8 protein-coding genes are annotated in these 18024 nt (G+C 55.0%); 4 read left to right on the top strand and 4 right to left on the bottom strand.

What is annotated here, in order from left to right; all coding sequences use genetic code 11:
• Positions 1-51 precede the first annotated feature (51 nt).
• Positions 52-7746, bottom strand: a complete 7695-nt coding sequence (gene sprA, locus F7D20_RS01140; protein ID WP_158462425.1) for a cell surface protein SprA — start codon at positions 7744-7746, stop codon at positions 52-54.
• A 23-nt stretch (positions 7747-7769) separates the two neighbouring features.
• Positions 7770-8384: a Holliday junction branch migration protein RuvA gene (gene ruvA / locus F7D20_RS01145; RefSeq protein ID WP_158462426.1), complete on the bottom strand. Its 615-nt coding sequence runs from the start codon at positions 8382-8384 to the stop codon at positions 7770-7772.
• Positions 8385-8786: 402 nt separating this feature from the next.
• On the opposite strand from ruvA, the gene F7D20_RS01150 reads away from it, so the two are divergent.
• On the top strand, positions 8787-9686 hold the full coding sequence (locus tag F7D20_RS01150) for a diaminopimelate dehydrogenase (RefSeq protein ID WP_158462427.1): 900 nt from the start codon (positions 8787-8789) through the stop codon (positions 9684-9686).
• A 489-nt stretch (positions 9687-10175) separates the two neighbouring features.
• Here F7D20_RS01150 and F7D20_RS01155 read toward each other — a convergent pair whose 3' ends face one another.
• Both F7D20_RS01155 and F7D20_RS01160 read right to left on the bottom strand, forming a co-directional pair.
• Positions 10176-11459 (bottom strand): L-cysteine desulfidase family protein, encoded by a 1284-nt coding sequence (locus F7D20_RS01155; protein ID WP_158462428.1) that lies wholly within the window; start codon positions 11457-11459, stop codon positions 10176-10178.
• 116 nt (positions 11460-11575) lie between these two features.
• Entirely contained in the window at positions 11576-12982 is a 1407-nt protein-coding gene (locus F7D20_RS01160; protein WP_158462429.1) for an aminopeptidase C, read from the bottom strand.
• 135 nt (positions 12983-13117) lie between these two features.
• Here F7D20_RS01160 and dxs point away from each other — a divergent pair, with 135 nt between their 5' ends.
• The 3 genes from dxs (at position 13118) to F7D20_RS01175 (ending at position 17883) form a co-directional block, all read left to right on the top strand.
• Positions 13118-15016, top strand: a complete 1899-nt coding sequence (dxs, locus tag F7D20_RS01165; protein ID WP_158462430.1) for a 1-deoxy-D-xylulose-5-phosphate synthase — start codon at positions 13118-13120, stop codon at positions 15014-15016.
• On the top strand, positions 15013-16356 hold the full coding sequence (gene trkA, locus F7D20_RS01170; RefSeq protein ID WP_022251262.1) for a Trk system potassium transporter TrkA: 1344 nt from the start codon (positions 15013-15015) through the stop codon (positions 16354-16356). The genes dxs and trkA overlap by 4 nt, the downstream gene beginning before the upstream one ends.
• Positions 16357-16425: 69 nt before the next feature.
• On the top strand, positions 16426-17883 hold the full coding sequence (locus F7D20_RS01175; protein ID WP_158462431.1) for a TrkH family potassium uptake protein: 1458 nt from the start codon (positions 16426-16428) through the stop codon (positions 17881-17883).
• Positions 17884-18024 lie beyond the last annotated feature (141 nt).

Raw genomic sequence — 18024 nt, forward strand, 5'->3', positions numbered from 1 at the left:
AGATGCAATCTCGCCCCTATTCTTTCATTTCACTATCTTCCCGAAACATCCTTATCTCGTCAGCGAGAACTTGACACTCAGACCGAAGTCCTGCGTAGTGGTGGGATAACTGCTGCTCGAAAGCAGAGGAGTGTTGGTCTGACGGTCGTAGTAGAAGCTCATGGTGAGGAGCCGGTTGAGGGTGTAATCGGCCGAGAAACTCAGCTTGAGCGCCTTGTTTCCGCTGCTGGCACTGCTCACCATAGAGGCTATGTCGCGCACGATGGCAGCCTGACGGCGGAAGCTGAAATCAAGACGCAGGTTGAGGTTCTGGTTGGTTCCAGAGTTGCGGTTGCTGGCGGCCACGTTGCTCTGATTTTTGTTCTTTCCCTTCGACTTGATGGCTCGCTTTCCCCTGCCGAAAAGGCTGAGGTTGTTGAGACGATAGCCCATTCCTACGACCCAGTCCTTGCTGAGCGCCTCGTTCACCTGCACACTCGTCATACTGAGACTCAGCACGCGCGTCTGACGATACTCAGCCTTGAGCGTCATATTGTTGTTGAACGTCATGTCGACACCCATGAGTGGCGAGAACGACTCGTTGATGCTTACCTGCGAGATATTGAACATACTGCTCGGTGTGACACTGCCTGTCGCCGTGTCGTCGATGAAGCCTATTCCGTTCATATACTCCTGGAAGGTGCTGTAGGTGTTGTAGCTTCCTATGGCGAAGATGCTCTTATAGGAGTGGTTGATGTTGATGCTCTTGAAGTGGTCGCGTAGCCAGGGCAGCTTGCCCAGTCCGCTGTAACGGACAGTCCAGTTGGGCAGCAGACGGCTGAGTGCGGGGAAGAGCGAGAGCGACGAGCCTCCCATGCTGGTATAGGCATCAAGGAACGCCGGAATCATCACGTCGCCGCTGTACTTGTTGACAGGCGTGCGCGAAGCATCAAACTTGCCTCCAGCCAGAGCCGACCCTGCCGGATAGACTGCGTCGGCATAACGCGCCTCCACCTTGTTGCGGTAAGACTCGAGCGAGTTGACAAACTTTTCGAAAGTCTTGCTCTTGTAGCCGCTGCTTGCCGAGCCCATTCCCTCGAAGGCAGAGCCTATCGAGATGGTAGTCATGGTGAAGGTTCCGCTCTCCGTGGTGGGCGTTCCCTCGTACATGTACTGCATGCTCTTCTGCACAGTCTTGGTGCGCGAGGCGTTGAGGTCTATCTTGAGATTTCTCACCGGTTCGAGCGTCATGCGCAGTTGCAGGTCGTTGGTGGTACTGCTGGCAGCAGGTGTGGCGATGGTGTCGTTCACCAGGAGCCAGTCGTTGCGTCGTGCCTTGTCTATATAGCTGTCGTCCACCATACCGAAGGCGAAGTCGAGGCCTGGCGAGAGCACGCCCTGCTTGGTCTGTCCGAAGGCGTCGCCGATGGTGGGCAGGAATCCTGGCAGCGTGAGCTGATAGTTGTTGCGATAGGTGAAGCTGATGTTGCGCACCATCATGGCCGTGCGTGCCACAGCCTGCATGGTCTTGTACCAGCCCTGGTTCTCGAGCGGTTCCTTCGGCAGCACGGTGAGTTTCACCTTGGTGGCAGTGTCTACCTTCGAGATGAGTTTTATCTGGTTGGCGTTCACCTTCTTGTATTTCAGTTTCATCACCTTTCCGTCCTCAGTCTTGGCGGTAACGATGAGTCGCTTGCTGTTCTTGCCGTGGTTCACCTTGATGATGGTGTCGGGCATGAGCACCACTTCCTTCTCGAAGGCACGGCGGTTCTTGGGCAGTGCTTTCTTCTGCTGCTCTGCCTTCTTGTTCTGCTTGCTCCGCCATTGTTTCTCAGCCTCGTCGGGGTCTTTTCCGGCAGCCTCGGCTTCCTTTCTCACCTTTTGCAACTCCTGTTTCTGTCGCTGTGCCTCCTGCCTCTGCTTGGCTTTATCCTGCTTCTTGCGCTGCAGTTGCGATCTCGACGGCTCGCGGTCGAAGCGCTGGTTGGCCTTCTTGAGGAAGGGCACGTGGTTGTAGAGTTTCACCAGGTTGAACGATCCGTTGAGTGTCACGTCGCGGTTGGTGTTGATGGTGTTTCCGTAGTTGTTACCGTCCTCGTCGTCGGTTCCCTTGTTCCAGGAATAGGTCGAGTTGTAGTTGGCGTCGGCGTTCACCCAGTCGAATACGGGCAGCAGGTTGAGCGGCAACTGATAGGATGCGGTAAACGTCTGATTGTAGTCGAGCGGTGTACCGAGGTGCTTGATGCTTGTCCACACCGAGTCCTTCCAGGCATGATACTGGTCGGGATAGAGGTCTTTGTTGACGGGTGTGTAAGGCTCCTCTATCTGTGCGTGTGTGGCGCTTCGGAAGTTGGCGTGCAGGTTCTTGGTGAGGTCCCAGCGCACGGCGAACTCTCTGTTCCAGAGGAACTGCTGGCTGAACGAGAGCGGCAGCTGCGTGTTCTCTGTCGACTCCATGTCACGCTCCTGCAGCTCGTAGTAGTTGCGCGTCATCTCGGTGTTGAACGCCACATTCTGCGGCAGCCAGTTCAGTCCGAATCGCTTCAGTATGTCGAGCCACTTGCTGCGGTTCTTTATCTTCTTGAACGGCTCCCACGCCTTGTAGACCGGAGTCCACGAATAGTCGAGCGCTCCACGCCAGTTGTCCTCTTTCTCGTAAACGGTGGTCTCGCCCGTTGTGCGCTGGTGCGAGTGACTGTAGGAGAAGGAGAAGTTGGCAGGGTCGTATGGCATGGGGTGACGCTTGGTGGAGATTCCTACCCTTGCGTTGGAGATGGAGAAGTTGGTATTGGTGACCTTTGTCACGGCGATGCTCTCTATGGAGTCGCGCTCGTGTCGCGATCCAGCCGCGTCGAGTGCGTCCTTGAGTTCCATGTCGGTGTCCATCGGGTTGTACTTGGGCGAGGTCTTCTCCTTGGTGATGCTGTAATATAAAGGTATGCTCACCTTGGCCTTGTCGGGGAAGAACTTTCCGAGCTCGAGGTTGGTGGTGACGCTGTACGAGCTGTAGGTGTCGGTGGATCGGCTTGCCACTCCGTCCTCCAGACCGCCGAATCCCTCGCTCTGATATTTACCTGTGGCGTTGACGCTTCCCAGGTCAGAGAGCTGCACATTGAGGTTTCCGTTGGCAGCCCATCCGCCCTTGCTGTTGTGGTCGAGCAGACGCAGCTCGTTGACCCACACCTCCACACTCTTGATTTCTCCGGCGTTGTTGCGTACGCCTATCATCATGGTTTTCACCTCTCCGAGTGTAGGATTACCCATGATGGTGATCTTGTTGTTGGGATGGTTGGAGTCGTAGGCCGAATAGGGTGCCGAGAAGGAAGCCATGCCTTGCGACTTGGCCTGGTTGCGCGCCTTCTTGAGTGCGGTGAAGACGGTGAGCGCCACGTCGAGCATGTTCTCCTCGGGCCACACGGCACGGCAGTCCTCGTAGCTGTATCGGCTGTAGTTGTTGCGTGCCGGTGTGAGCTTCAGCGGTATTTCGTACTCGTAGTAGTTGTTCTTGTAGTCGCTTCCCAGACGGATGAACACCGAAGCTTGGTTGTCCTGCAGCGAGGTGACGTCCTGCTCCAGGGCGTTGGCGTGAACAAACATCTGCATGCGCTTGTACTGTCGCAGGTCGAGGGTGGTGTTCTTGTACACCGCCTTGGCCTCGCCCGTGCTCAGGTTCTTGGCCACGAGGCTGAGCGACTGCTCGTTGGCCTCGACGAGCTGTGGCTGTGTGGGGTCTTGCTCGCGCTGTACGCCCGGTGGCAGCACGTAGTTGACAGGTGTCTTCTCGGCATTCTCCTCTATGCTCACCGCACTGGCCTCAAGCGTGCCGCTGTTGGCAGCGCCCAGCAGCTGGTCGTAGGTTCTCCACTCGCCCCTTACCAGGTCGAGTGTGCCGAAACGCAGCACGATGGGCTTGCGGAAGTTGGTGAGGAACATGCGCATGAAGCGTATGCTGGAGAAGTCGTTGATGTTGCCTTCCTTCTTCTCGTACTGGTCTACGGGAATGCGGAACTGATACCAGGTGACGGTGGGCTTGCTGCCGTCGCGCAATGTGGGCGTGTAGCTTCGCTTGTCGACGATGAAGTTGGAGCCCACCTGCAGGTCTTCAGGTCGTATGCTCACGTGATACTGATAGTATTTCTCGTATTCGTTGAGGGTGAAGTCCTGGTTGATGTCCTCCACGTCGGGCGTCGACTTGTAGGAAGTGTCGTAGCTCTCGGTGCGGCTGTCGCTGTCGGGCGAGTTGCCCTGTGGGTTGTTGATAAACTTGTATCTGTACAGGATGGGTGCCTTCATCTGGTCCCAGTCGCTGCCACGGTAGTAGTGGTAGTCGTCGCGAGCAGGGTCATTGTAGATGCTGTCGAACACCGCCTGGTTCACCTTGCCCTGTATCTGGCTGAGATAGGCGTTCTTGTAGTAGTCGCGTTCCTCCTCGTCGTTGAGTCCGTTGAATCCCACGTCCTGCAGTGCGCGGCTTCCTTTCGTGGTGGCGAAGGCATAGGTCACGGTGCTCTGTGCGGGAATCTTTCCCCACTGTGTGTAGGTGAAGTTTGACGTTCCGTCCACGGGCATTCCGCTCTCATAGAATTTCTTTCCGTCGCGCAGGATGTCCTCGCTTATCTCGCCGAGGTTGATATAGAAGTCGCCGCCATACTGGGAAGCGTCGGCCTGCTCGCGCGAGTAGATGAAGGGGTCGAGCATCCAGAACTCGATGTATTCCACGTTGGCCTGCTCGAAGTCGTTGGTGTCGAGTTTGCGCATCATGCCTCCCCAGTTCTGCTGTGGCATGGCGAGGGTTCCGTCGGGCTGCAGGTCGGGGTTGAAGTTATAAGGACCTGGCTCGGCAGGATAGTAGGCGAGGTTGAGCACGCTCAGCGTGTTGGTGGCTCCGCTGTAGGAGTTTTGCTGGCGCAGTGGGAAGAGCTCGCGCACATAGACCTCACGCACATAGTGGTTGGACAGCTGTGCCAGGTCGCTCTTGATGTGTCCTGGTGTGAGCGAGCTGCCCCGTCGTGTGAAGAGCGGGTCGATGGTGTACCAAGCCAGACGGCTGCGTCGGAATCCGCTGGTCAGCCCCGTCTTGTCGTTGTAGTCCTGACGGAAGTTTGACGAGGGCACGCTGGAGAGCACCCACGATGTGGGCGACATGACGTCGATGGTGTTCTTGGTGTTCTCGAAGTCGTCGAGATAGGATGCGTTGTCCTGCGTTCCACTGGCCTGTCCGGCAAAGAGTTTGGCAAACTCGCCTGTGAACGAGATGTAGGATGGCTGCGTGAGGTGCAGGAACGGTATTTTGTCGAGCATGTTGGTGAGCCACTGGCTCTCGCGCTTCCAGTTGAGGTTGAAGCCCACGAGGGTGTTTCTGAGAGGCTCTGCGCCCATGGTCACCTTGGTGGTGAGGGCCTGTTCGGTGAGGTGCTGCAGGGTTCCGCTGATCTGGAAGTTCTTCGAGAAGTCGTACTCCCAGTTCACGCCAAACATGGTTTTGCGCATCTGTCCGTAGTCGGTGTTGCTCTCGAGCGACACGTTGACGGGTGTTCCAGCGTCGATGATGCTTTGGTTGAGGATAGTCACCTCGCCGGCATTGTAGTCCACCGCGTAGTCGGAGCCTTCGGTGAGGGTCACACCTCCTGCCGTGACGAGCACCGAACCCTGTGGCACGTTGTATGCGCCTAAGGAGATGACGTTGGCGGAGGTTCCGCGAAACTGTCCCACAAGTTGAAATTTGTTCTTCTCGGCTATCTGCTTCGCCACGGTCTTGGTGCTGTCGTAGAGTTCGGTGAAGGCGTACTTTTTCGCCACCTCGTCGGCGATGCCCTTGCCCTTGAGATAGGTGTAGAGATAGCTTCCGAAAGGCTCGGCCTTGGGGATGAAGACGCGTCCTTCCGATACGGTGTAGCCAGCCACGTAGTCGTAGTAGCCGTTGCTGTGGGGATTGTTGTTGTTGTCGAGTCGGTCGGCTCCCAGCACCTTGATGATGGGCTGGTCTTTCACCTTCGCCTCGGGAATGTAGTTGAGGTAGACGCCCGTAGAGTCGCTCTGATACTTCACGTCGAGTCGGAACTTCTCCTTCTCCACCTGCGATGCGAGGTAATACACGTTCTTCATCATCAGGTCCCAGTTGCCCTGCTGCGGGTTGTTGCTGGTGTTCTTGAGCGACTTGACGAAGAGTCCCTGTCGGGTGTCGGTGATGTCGGATGCGAACTCGCCCACCTGATAGGTCACACCGCCGTAGGTGTACTCGTAGGCCACAGCCAGCACCTGGTCGGTCTGCAGTCCGCTCCTCAGCGACACGTAGCCGAGGGCAGTGTTCACCGTATATTCCGACGAGGAGAGCAGTCTGGCGCTCTCCAACTTTTCGAAGTCGTCGCCGCCCTTCAGTCCTGCTCCTTCGAGCACGGTGGCGGCCTGGTCGATGTCGCGTGCTGCGGCATACTGGTTCACCATGGCGTCGTACTCGCTGTTGGCTCTGTTGGAGGGCACGGCCGTTCCTGCAGACGCCCACATGGGGTTGCTTATCTTCGAGGTCTCGCCCAGGTCGGTGAGGGCTATGATGTTTCGGGTGTTGGTGGTGGTGGCAGTCTTGTTGGTTACCCAAATCTCCACTCGGTTGATGGTGACGCCAGTGGTGAGGTTGGGCAGTTTCTGCATCCATGCGTCGTAGTGGTCGCGGAAGTATCGCGAGAGGAAGAAGTGTCGGTTCTCCTCATAGTCGGCCACATTGATCTCGAAGGGTGTGAGCTGCACGCCTCCCTTCGACGACACGCTCTTCGACGACGATTTCTTCTGCGACAGGACGGTCTGCAACTTCAGTTTGCCAAACTGCATATCGGTGCGCACACCGAAGAGGCTGCTGGCACCGCGGATGAGCGACGAGTTGGAGGGGAACGACACGTTGCCTGCCTCCACGAGCTTGATGATCTCGTCTTCCTTGCCGTCGTACTTCAGCTTCATGTTCTGCGCGTCGTAGTCGAAGGTGGCGTCGGTGTTGTAGTTGAGGTTCATGTTCACCTTGTCGCCCACCTTTCCGTTGACGTTGAGGTTGATCTTCTCATCAAACTCCATCATCGTGGTCTTGCGGTTGCGGATGGGCAGCGAGGGGTTGTCCACACTCTTCTTGTTGATGCCAAACTTCAGCTCGGCAGTTCCCTGCGTGCGCACTCGGATGCCTCCGGGACCGAAGATTTTCTCGGCAGGTCCCAGGTCGAAGTGCATGTCGGTGAAGTCAAATTTCTCCTTTCCCTTCGCCTTGTATATCTCGTCGTTCTGCTTGCGGTAGTAGGCACGTCGCTCGTTGAGCTCGCTCCATGCCATGTACTCGGCAGGCGTCATCATGATGGGAGCCGAGAGCCATGCGCCGCCCAGCTTGTTGCCTATGACGTAGCGGTCCAGCGTGTCGTTGTACTCCACGTGATATTTCATGTTGTCGGGGCGCTGCAGGTCTAACGGACTCTGATACAGGTCGCCCGTACTGATGGGCTGTGTGCGCTGTACGGGCCATCGTGTGTGCAGCAGCGAGTCGGGTATGGTGTCCTCGTCGGCGAGGATGGGCTGGGCCGTGATGCCGGGCTTCCCCGTTGCCGTGGCAGCCTTTTTCGTCGTGGCAGCCGTCTGCTTCCTACTGGCTGCGCTGGCATTGCGGTTCTGGGCAGCTCGCTGCCGCGTCCTGTTGTCCTGCCAGTACGACAAGCCAAAGGCATTGCCGATGACCGAAATCATCAGCAATGCCATCAGCAGAAAGGCATATTTATATTTTCGTCTTATCAACATCTACACTCGTTTCTTCTTTTTCGTCATTTTATTCGTTTCAGAGCCGTCTTGATCACCTGTTCCACCTTCAGGTCGGGCTGTTCCTTCAGGATGTCGACCACCACCTTGGCCGATGGCGCTGGCGAGAATCCGAGCATGGTGAGTGCGCTCACTGCCTCGTCCTTCACGTCGTTGTTCACCATGTCCACGTTTCCTCCGTTGGCAGGCAGTTCATCGGCTATTCCCATGCTCACGATCTTGTCCTTCAGGTCGATGATGATGCGCTGGGCAGTCTTCAGTCCTATGCCCTTCACGCCCTTGAGCATCGCCTCGTTGGCGGTGGAGATGACGTTGCACAGTTCGCGTGGCGACATCGACGAGAGAATCATCCTCGCCGTGCCGGCTCCCACACCCGATACGGTGATGAGCAGACGGTAAAGCTCTCGCTCCTGCTTCGAGGCAAAGCCATAGAGGGTGAACGAGTCGTCTCTTCCACCTGTCACCAGTACTTCGTGAACGTACAGTTTAGCCTCTCTCTTACCTTGTATGGCAGTATATGTGTTGAGCGAGATACTGAGCGCATAACCCACGCCCGCGGTCTCGATAACGGCCTGTGTCGGCGTCAGCTCGGTCAGGTCGCCATGTATATATTCTATCATGATTGTCGTTAAGAATTTTATGATTTCACATCTCTCGTCGTCGCGCCCACGCGCATACGATTATTTAATAAACGCACATTCGGTGCTATTATTGCCAAAGAGGGGGAAAATGTTTTATCAGGAGACTCAACTTACACAAATGGGGAAGTTCTGGACTTTAACTTCCGACATGAAAAAGTTCAATTCTTTAACTCCTGCATTTGCCCTCCTTCTTTCAATCTGTAAGCATTCTCACCCCACCATCCTTACACTATCCTACAAAAACATACCTAAAAGCTATGATTTTACAACTTTTTGTCGGTTCTTATAGTTAAAAAACTATTAAAACGTTCGTTTTCTCGAATAAAAGCTATACTTTTGCAACCGGAAACTGAACAAACAACAAATAAAAGAAAGAATACAATGAAGAAATTTAGAGCAGCCGTAGTAGGTTACGGCAATATCGGTAAGTTCACCGTCGAGGCACTCGAGGCAGCTCCCGATTTTGAGATTGCAGGCATCGTACGCCGTCAGGGCGACAAGAACAAACCAGCCGAACTGGCTGATTATGATGTAGTAGACGACATCACCAAGCTGAAGGACGTGGATGTAGCCATCCTCGCCACTCCTACCCGTTCCTGCCCAGAATACTCTGCCAAGATAGTGGCTCTCGGCATCAACACCGTCGACAGCTACGATATCCATACCGGCATCCTCGACTATCGTACCAGCCAGATGGAAAACTGCAAGAAAGCAGGCAAGGTGAGCGTCATTTCTGCCGGCTGGGATCCAGGTTCTGACTCAGTAGTGCGCGTGCTCATGGAAAGCCTTGCTCCTAAGGGTCTTACCTATACCAACTTCGGTCCTGGTATGAGCATGGGCCACTCTGTTTGCGTACGCAGCAAGCAGGGTGTCAAGGAGGCTCTCTCTGTCACCATCCCATTGGGCGAGGGCATTCACCGCCGCATGGTGTACGTAGAGTTGGAGGAAGGCGCCAAGCTCGAGGACGTAACTGCCGAGATTAAGGCCGACCCTTACTTCGCTCACGACGAGACCCACGTCTTTGCTGTAGCCTCAGTCGATGATGTCAAGGACATGGGCCATGGTGTGAACCTCGTTCGCAAGGGCGTTTCGGGCAAGACTCAGAACCAGCGTTTCGAGTTCAACATGAGCATCAACAACCCTGCTCTCACTGCTCAGGTATTGGTCAACGTGGCTCGCGCCACCTTCCGTCTGCAGCCAGGCTGCTACACCATGCCCGAGATTCCAGTCATCGACATGCTCCCCGGCACTCGCGAGGAAATTGTCGCCACACTCGTGTAAGATTGTTTTCTGCAAATATTCTGTTCCCCCTGCCCAGCGGCAAGGAACATGAAACACAAAGGGAAGAGAGCCACTATGTTCTCTTCCTTTTTTCGTTTACTCATTAGCACTTGCTTATCAGACTTTCGCAGCACAACCCACAACACTTCACTTTCCTATGCCCCCTACACATTGAAGCATTAGTCTTTGTTTACGCTTACACTTTTTTCTCTTTTTCTTGGAATGTTCAGGAAGAAGTAGTAGATTTGCAGAAGTTGTGTAAATGACAGTTTAATACTTTGTCAGCTGCCCGATAGTGTTCCTCTTGGGTCTTAATAGATGACCGGCGCCTGTCGTCTATTGTGACCGCCCTTGGTCGTAATAGATGCCCCCTGCGAGGCTCCCTGAGCACTTTCATTGGTAGACGGTGCAAAGAGAATGCAAATCGAATGTAGAATATCAAGCTTGCTTGAATATTTTGTTGAGATGCAGCTTTTCTTCTGCAAGGAGTTACTTATGAGTCATGATGTTGAGCACCATGTCGTCGGTGGTACGCATGGCATCGGCACCGATGGAGGTGAGGTTGTGGATGCAGCGGTCTACATCGTCGTCGACGATGCCCTCGGCAGAAGTGACACAACGGCCCTCCATGGCGAGCAGCGAGGAGAGCAGAGCGGTGCTGACTCCCGACGAGATTTTAAGCGAACAACTGGGCTTGGCTCCGTCGCAGATCATGCCCGTAAGGTTGGCCACCATATTCTTCACTGAGTTGCAGATGCGCTGATAGTCACCGCCCATGAGATAGGTGATGCCGCAACTGCTGCCTATGGACGCCACCACGCAGCCGCACAGCGCCGACAGCTTACCGAGGCTCTGCTTGATGTAGATGGCGGTGAGATGGCTGAGCATGAGGGCTCGGATGAGCTCTTCCTCGGTGTTCTCGTTCTCGAGGGCATAGACGGCAACAGGATTGGTGGCACAGATGCCCTGGTTGCCGCTGCCGCTGTTGCTCATCACGGGAATCATGGCTCCTCCCATACGGGCGTCGCATGCCGATGCGGTGCGCGAGATGATGTGCGAGAAGATGCTGTTGCCGAAGATGCCGTGACTCATGGGGCGGTCCATGGTCTTGCCTAAGCAATGGCCGTAATTGCCCTTGATGGAGAGCTCGGCTGCCCGCATGTTGTACTCCTTGGTCTTCAGAATGAAGCTGATCTCGTCGAGGGGAGCTGTCATGGCGAAGTCGTAGACCATGCGCATGGAAAGTTGTATGTCGGTGTCGTCCTCATCGGCGCCTCCGGGCTGTCGCTCGTCGAGCACCACCTCGTCGTTGCGCTCGGCAAAGACAAAGTGGGTGTGGCTGCCCGCGATGATGGCGGCAGCCTGGTCTTTACCCGAATGACAGACAACCTCGATGTAGAGTTTCTCGACGATGCCCTGCTTCAGCTTGATGTCAATGTCGGCATCCTCTATGTAGCGCTTGCCCTGCTGCAGAGCTTCGGGGGTGAGGTCTTTGAGCACTTCGAGCTCATATTCGGGCTTGCCGATAAGGGCACCCAAGGCTACAGCGATGGGCAGGCCTATCATTCCGGTGCCGGGAATGCCCACGCCCATGGCATTCTTGAGCATATTGGGGCTGAGCAGCACCTCGATGCTGTCGGGACGCTTGCCCAACAGAGTGGCTGCCTTGGCCGTACACAACGCCACAGCCATCGGTTCGGTGCAGCCGATGGCGGGAACTACTTCCTTATTGACAAGAGCGATGATGCGCTCGCGGATCTTCATTTCTTGCATGATATTCTCTATTTTTGGGGCAAAGGTACGAAAATTATTCAAAAAAGAATAAAAGTGATGATAAAAAAAAATTTACTCAACTTCCGTAAGTACGAAAGTTGAGTAAATTGGGATGATTAGTCTTCTAACTGGAAGAGAGGATCGTCGGCTGTAAGCATCACTGGCTTCTGGTCGAACTCCTTGAGGAGCTGGGCAGGAACATACTGCTTGTCGACCACGAGGCGGAACATGTACTCATTGAACCAGCGGTTGGTCATGATGAGACAGCCCTTCTGTCCGTTGTCGGCGCCCCAGCTGTTCTCCACCTTCCACTTCAGCGGCTTGCCATTGGCGTCGAGGTCGACGGCGGTGAGCGTCATGGCGTGGGTAGAACCGCTGTCGAAGGTGCTGATGCGCTCGGCCTTGTTCATTGGGAACGTGGTACCGAAGAGCGAGGCATAATCATAGTTGTCGAGGTCGAGATAACCGCGCTTGCGGTCGAACTGCTTGCCCACATCGTAGCTGGAGTACATCTTGCGACCGTCCTTGAGCGAGGCGATGGCGAGGCTGGCAATCTCGTCCATAGGCAGGTTGAGATACTTCCAGTTGTGGCCGTCGTAGGTGTGGCGGTCGTACTCCACCTCGTAGGTCTTGTGGTAGGGGCGGCGTGGGTCGTTCATCACCATGATAAAGGTGCCGTTGAGTTCCTTGCCCACGGTAGCGTCGTAGAAACTTTTGGGAGTATAGGTCTTCGCATCGCCCATCTGCTTGCCGTCCTTGTTGCGGAAGGCGTAGCTGAACTCCTTGACAGGCTCGCCCAGGGTGAGGCATAGCATGTGATAGACGGTGGCGAGCATCTCGGTCTTGCGGGCCGCTATCTGCTTGGCGTTCTTGCCTGCAGCAGCCATGCGACGAAGCTCCAGTCCGTACTCACGCAGCTTGCTTGCCACGAGACGGCTCATCTTGTTGGTGTTCTCGCTCGAATAGGTCTCGGGCATCGCGCTCATAGGCACCAGTCCGTACTTGGCTGCCAGGTCGGCTACGCCGCAGAAGGTTCCGCCGTCGTTGAGCGGACTCTTAAAGAAGAACTGCACCTGAGGGTCCTCGATGGACTTGCGTGCATGGTCGATGACGCCCTGAAGCATGAGGTTGGCCTTCTCCAACTGGTCGTAGAAGAAGAGATAGTCCTGCGAGAACTCCACTGCCAGGGAGTCGGCATGAGCCTTGGCGAAATTGGCACGCAGCACGTTCATGCCGCTGAACATCCAGCAACGGCCAGAGCTCTTCTGATTGTGGATGCGCTGTGCGGGAGTCTCCACGCTGAAGTGAGTGTCAACAGGACCGGCATTGGCACGGTTCTTCACCAAGTCGTCGATACTGTTGGCAGCGATGGCATTGAAGAGCGCCTTGTCGGCAGCCGATGTCTTCTGCATTTTCTCGATCTGCGAGAGCATCTGCGCCGAGATGCCTCCCTGCTTGGTCTGAGCCATCGTGGCGGCTGAAACGGCCAGCAAGGCTCCTAAAAGGAAGATGTTTTTTCTCATTATGTTGTGATATTATTGATTTGTCGGGATGCAAATATACGAAGAAAATGTGGGAAAACAGAAATAAAACGGACAAAAATGACATATACTGAAAAAAAAATACTACCTTTGCATGGTTATTCATGAGATGAAGACATGGACAAAGAAAAGTTTAGCCTTTTAAGCAACATCAAGTATCCCGAAGACCTGCGCAAGCTGAGCATCGACGAGCTGCCGGAACTCTGCAGGGAACTGCGCGAGGACATCATCGAAGAGGTGGCGGTCAACCCCGGACATTTCGCCTCCTCGCTGGGTGTCGTCGAAATCACCGTAGCCCTACATTATATATATAATACACCCTACGACCGCATCGTGTGGGACGTGGGCCATCAAGCCTATGGCCACAAGATACTGACCGGGCGGCGCGACGCCTTCTGCACCAACCGAAAGCTGCACGGCATACGCCCCTTCCCCACTCCCTTAGAGAGCGAATACGACACCTTTGCCTGCGGGCACGCCAGCAACTCGATTTCGGCGGCACTCGGCATGGCTGTGGCCGCCAAGCAGAAGGGGGAGAACGACAGGCACGTAGTGGCAGTGATAGGCGACGGAGCCATGAGCGGAGGACTCGCCTTCGAGGGAATCAACAACGTATCGAGCACGCCCAACGACCTGCTCATCATACTCAACGACAACGATATGAGTATCGACCGGGCCGTGGGAGGTATGGAGAAATACCTGCTCAACCTCGACACCAACGATACCTACAACCGGCTGAGGTTCAAGGCTTCGCAATGGCTGCACTCGAAAGGCTACCTCAACGATGACAGGCGAAAGGGAATACTGAGACTGAACAACGCGCTGAAGTCGGCACTGAGCCACCAGCAGAACATCTTCGAGGGAATGAACATACGGTACTTCGGACCATTCGACGGACACGACATACGCGAAGTGGTGCGCGTGCTGCGACAACTCAAGGACATGAAAGGCCCCAAGTTGCTCCACCTGCACACCACCAAGGGCAAGGGCTACGAACCTGCAGAGAAAAGCGCCACCATCTGGCACGCACCAGGAAAGTTTGATCCTGAGACGGGCGAGCGATTAGTGAGCGACACCAGCAACCAGCCGCCCAAATATCAGGACGTCTTCGGAAACACCCTGCTCGAACTGGCACGGCAGAACCACAACATCGTGGGTGTAACGCCCGCCATGCCCACCGGATGCTCCATGAGCATCATGATGAAGCAGATGCCCGACAGGGTGTTCGACGTGGGCATAGCCGAAGGACACGCCGTCACCTTCTCGGCAGGAATGGCAAAGGACGGACTCATGCCGTTCTGCAACATATACAGCTCGTTCGCACAGCGAGCTTACGACAACATCATACACGACATGGCACTGCTCAGTCTGCCCGTGGTGCTGTGTCTCGACAGGGCTGGACTCGTGGGCGAGGACGGACCCACACACCACGGAGCCTTCGACCTGGCGGCGCTGCGGCCTGTGCCCCACCTCACCATCGCATCGCCTATGAACGAGCACGAGCTGCGCAACCTGATGTACTCGGCCCAGTTGCCCCACCACGGTTGCTACGTGATACGCTACCCCAGAGGCAACGGTGTGCTCACCGACTGGCGAAACCCCATGCAGGAAATCGTGACCGGAACGGGCAGAAAACTGAAGGAAGGCACCGACGTGGCTGTGCTCACCCTCGGACCTATCGGAAACGATGCTGCCGAGGCTATAGCCGAAGTGGAGAAAGAGACGGAGGGACTGAGCGTGGCCCACTACGACATGCGATTCCTGAAACCGCTCGACGAGAAACTGCTCCACGAGATAGGAAGCAGATTCAACCGCATCGTAACCATCGAGGACGGCGTGCGCATGGGTGGCTTCGGCTCTGCCGTCATAGAATGGATGAGCGACCACGACTATCATCCTCACGTCATCCGCATGGGACTGCCCGACGAGTTTGTGGAACACGGCACGATAGCACAGCTCAGAGAAATCGTGCACATGGATAAGAAATCAATCAAAGAAGCTATTATAAAAGAATGAAAATCATCATTGCTGGCGCATACGCCATCGGAACGCACCTGGCGAGACTCCTGTCACGCAGCAACGAGGAGATAACACTCATCGACGAGAGCGAGGAGCGGCTGGCAAGCATCGGCTCCGACTGCGACCTGCTCACCATGGTGGGAAAGCCTACAAGCCTGAAGATATTGCGCGATGCGGGAACGGCAGACGCCGACCTCTTCATCGCTGTCACGCCATTGGAGAGCACCAACATCACTGCCAGCATCCTGGCGAAAAACCTGGGAGCCAAGCGAACGGTGGCACGCGTGGACAACCCCGAATACATGGATCCGCAGGCACAGGAGTTCTTCCAGGGACTGGGCATCAGCAAGCTGATATATCCAGAGATGCTCGCCGCTGTCGACATCAACAACGGACTGAAGATGAGTTGGGTGAGACAGCGATGGGACGTGCACGACGGCGCCCTGGTGATGCTCGGCATCAAGCTGCGACAGACCTGCGAGATACTGAACCAGCCGCTCAAGGACATCAGCGGCCCCAACGACCCCTACCACGTAGTGGCCATCAAGCGAGGCGACGAAACCATCATCCCCGGCGGTAACGACGAGTTGAAACTCTACGACCTGGCTTACTTCATGACCACTCGCAACTATATTCCCTACATCCGAAAGATCGTGGGCAAGGAGCACTATGTGGACGTGAAGAACGTGATGATTATGGGCGGAGGACGCACGGCAGTGAGAGCCGTGAAGAAAATGCCCGAATACATGGAGTGCAAAATCATCGAGAAGGACGAGGCACGGTGTGAGTACCTCAACGAAATACTCGACGAGAACAAGACGCTCGTCATCCATGGCGACGGACGCGACATCCCGCTGCTCAACGAGGAGGGGATACGCAGCACGCAGGCTTTCGTGGCGCTGACGGGAAACGCAGAGACCAATATCCTGGCATGCCTCACAGCCAAGCGCATGGGAGTGAGAAAGACCGTGGCTGCCGTAGAGAACGTCGACTACGTGAGCATGGCTGAGAGCCTCGACATCGGAACCATCATCAACAAGAAGGTGATTGCCGCCAGCTACATCTATCAGATGATGCTCGACGCCGACGTGATGAACGTGAGATTCCTCATGAATGCCAACGCCGACGTGGCGGAGTTCATCGCCAAAGAAGGATCCAAGGTAACCAAGAAGCCTGTTAAGGATCTGGGAATGCCCATCGGCGTGACCATCGGCGGACTGGTGCGTGGCGAGGAGGGAATGCTCGTTTCGGGCAACACGCAGATTGAAGCGGGCGACTCGGTCATGGTATTCTGCCACAACATCAATATGAAGAAGATAGAAAAATACTTTGTATGATGGGAGGAAATGGGAACTTCCATTAACTTCTTAAAACTTCCCTCACTTGAGAAAACTTGAACAGAAAGAATGATCAACTGGAAACTGATATACAAGGTTCTGGGGCAGTTGCTCTTCATTGAGGCTTCACTGCTGCTGCTCAGTCTGCTGGTAGCTGTCTACTATCAGCAGGAAGACATCTTTGCCTTCATCGTGGCAACGCTGACCACCATTGGCGGAGGACTCATCCTGAAATGGCGAGGACACGGAGCCGACAACTCCATGTCGCGACGCGACGCCTATCTCGTTGTCTCGCTATCGTGGATTATCTTCAGCCTCTTCGGCACGCTGCCCTTCATGGTGAGCGGCTACATCAACCACTTCACCGATGCCTACTTCGAGACGATGTCGGGATTCACCACCACCGGAGCCACCATACTCGACGACGTGGAGTGCTTTCCGCACGGACTGCTGTTCTGGCGATCACTCACACAGTGGATAGGCGGACTGGGTATCGTGTTCTTCACCATCGCCCTGCTGCCATCGCTCGTAGGCGGACAGACCAAGGTGTTTGCCGCCGAAGCCACAGGCCCTATCAAGACCAAGTTGCATCCACGTATCTCCACATCGGCAAAGTGGATTTGGAGCATCTATCTCATGCTCACCATCGCCTGCATTCTGTCGTATTATGTGGCGGGAATGGGACTTTTCGACAGTTTCAACTATGCCATGACGACAACGGCAACGGGAGGCTTCTCCACCCACAACACCAGTACCGAGTTCTTCCATTCGCCATCGCTCGAATACATCTGTACGTTCTTCTGTTTCCTATCGGGTGTCAACTTCACACTGCTCTATGCCGCCGTCATCAAGTTTAAGATCAAGGAACTGTTCCGCAACTCCGAGTTCCGATTCTACATCTTCCTCGTCACGGTCTTCAGCATCTTCATTATGGTTGAGCTCATCGTGATGCGCAACTACGATATAGAGCACGCCTTCCGCAGCGCCATCTTCCAGGTGGTTTCGTTTATCACGACCACTGGTCTCTTCAACGACGATGCCGCACTCTGGCCTCACGTCACATGGGTGGTGCTGTCGATGTGTATGTTTATCGGTGCCTGCTCGGGCAGTACGAGCGGTGGACTGAAATGCATCCGTGGCGTCATCCTGCTGCGCATGGTGAAGAATGAGTTCCGACAGATATTGCACCCCAACGCCGTGCTGCCGCTCAAGATCGACGGGGTGAACGTGCCCATGCAGAAACGCGTCACGCTGCTGGCGTTCCTCACCATCTACCTCATCATCTGCGTCATCATCTCGTTTACGATGATAGCGATGGGAATCGACAACACCAATGCCATCACCATCACGCTGAGTTGCGTGGGAAACGTAGGACCAACCTTGGGAACAGAGATTGGACCCACCATGTCGTGGAGCGAACTGCCCGATCTGGCCAAGTGGTTCTGTTCGCTCATGATGCTTATCGGCCGTCTGGAAATCTTTACCGTACTCGTGATCTTCACACCAGCCTTCTGGAAGGAGAATTAAAAAGGGAAAAGGTAAAAAAGTAAAAAGGTAAAAAATAAAATCAACATGACATAAAAAAATAAGTGTACTCCGCTCGTTATTTGTATAGTAAATACTCAACTATAACAAGTGTGGAGCTAAAAAGCAAAAGAGTAAAAAAAA

It is taken from the genome of Segatella copri, from assembly GCF_009495355.1.
Classification (GTDB): Bacteria; Bacteroidota; Bacteroidia; order Bacteroidales; family Bacteroidaceae; genus Prevotella.